This window comes from Gordonia jinhuaensis (assembly GCF_014639795.1).
In the GTDB taxonomy this organism is placed as follows: Bacteria; Actinomycetota; Actinomycetes; order Mycobacteriales; family Mycobacteriaceae; genus Gordonia_B; species Gordonia_B jinhuaensis.
The window spans coordinates 1-587 of the sequence record NZ_BMGC01000115.1 but is presented as its reverse complement, the minus strand read 5'-3'; the positions used below and the strand labels follow the sequence as shown (position 1 = coordinate 587).

Genomic DNA, 587 nt, shown 5'->3' with positions numbered 1-587 from the left:
TGAGGTGGGCCCTTCGTAGTGGTCCAGTTGTTGTGCGACTCTGTTGCCCGAGTGTTTGGGCAGGAAGAATCGACGACGACATGGCAGGTAGCAAGCGCCGGCGGCATACGCCGGATCAGATCATCCGCAAGCTGGCCGAGGGCAACAAGCTCCTCGAGACCGGGCAGGAGTTGGCTGAGGTGTGCCGGCATCTGGAGGTCACAGAGTCGACCTGGCATCGCTGGGTGGCCCAGTACGGGGGCATGAAGGCCAATGACGTCAAACGCCTCAAAGAACTCGAAGCTGAGAACGCTCGGCTCAAGAAGTTGGTCGCCAACCAGGCCCTCGATATCGACATGCTCAAGGAGATTTCGTCGGGAAACTTCTGACCCCGAACCGCAAGCGCAGCGCCGTGACGATGCTGCGTGAGCGGTTCGGGGTATCTGAGCGGCGAGCATGTGCTGTGGTGGGCATCCACCGCTCCACGATGCGACTGCACCCAGCGCCGATCACCGCGGAGGAAGCCGAGCTGCGGTCCTGGCTACGTGGGTTTTCCACCGACCGGCCCCGCTGGGGCTGGCGACGCGCCGCGATCGCCGCGCGCAAAG

General features: G+C 63.5%; 1 pseudogene. It reads left to right on the top strand.

Annotated features, from left to right (window positions below):
* Window positions 1-80: 80 nt before the first annotated feature.
* Window positions 81-587 (top strand): annotated as a pseudogene (locus IEW22_RS19875) (transposase); the annotation flags it as partial.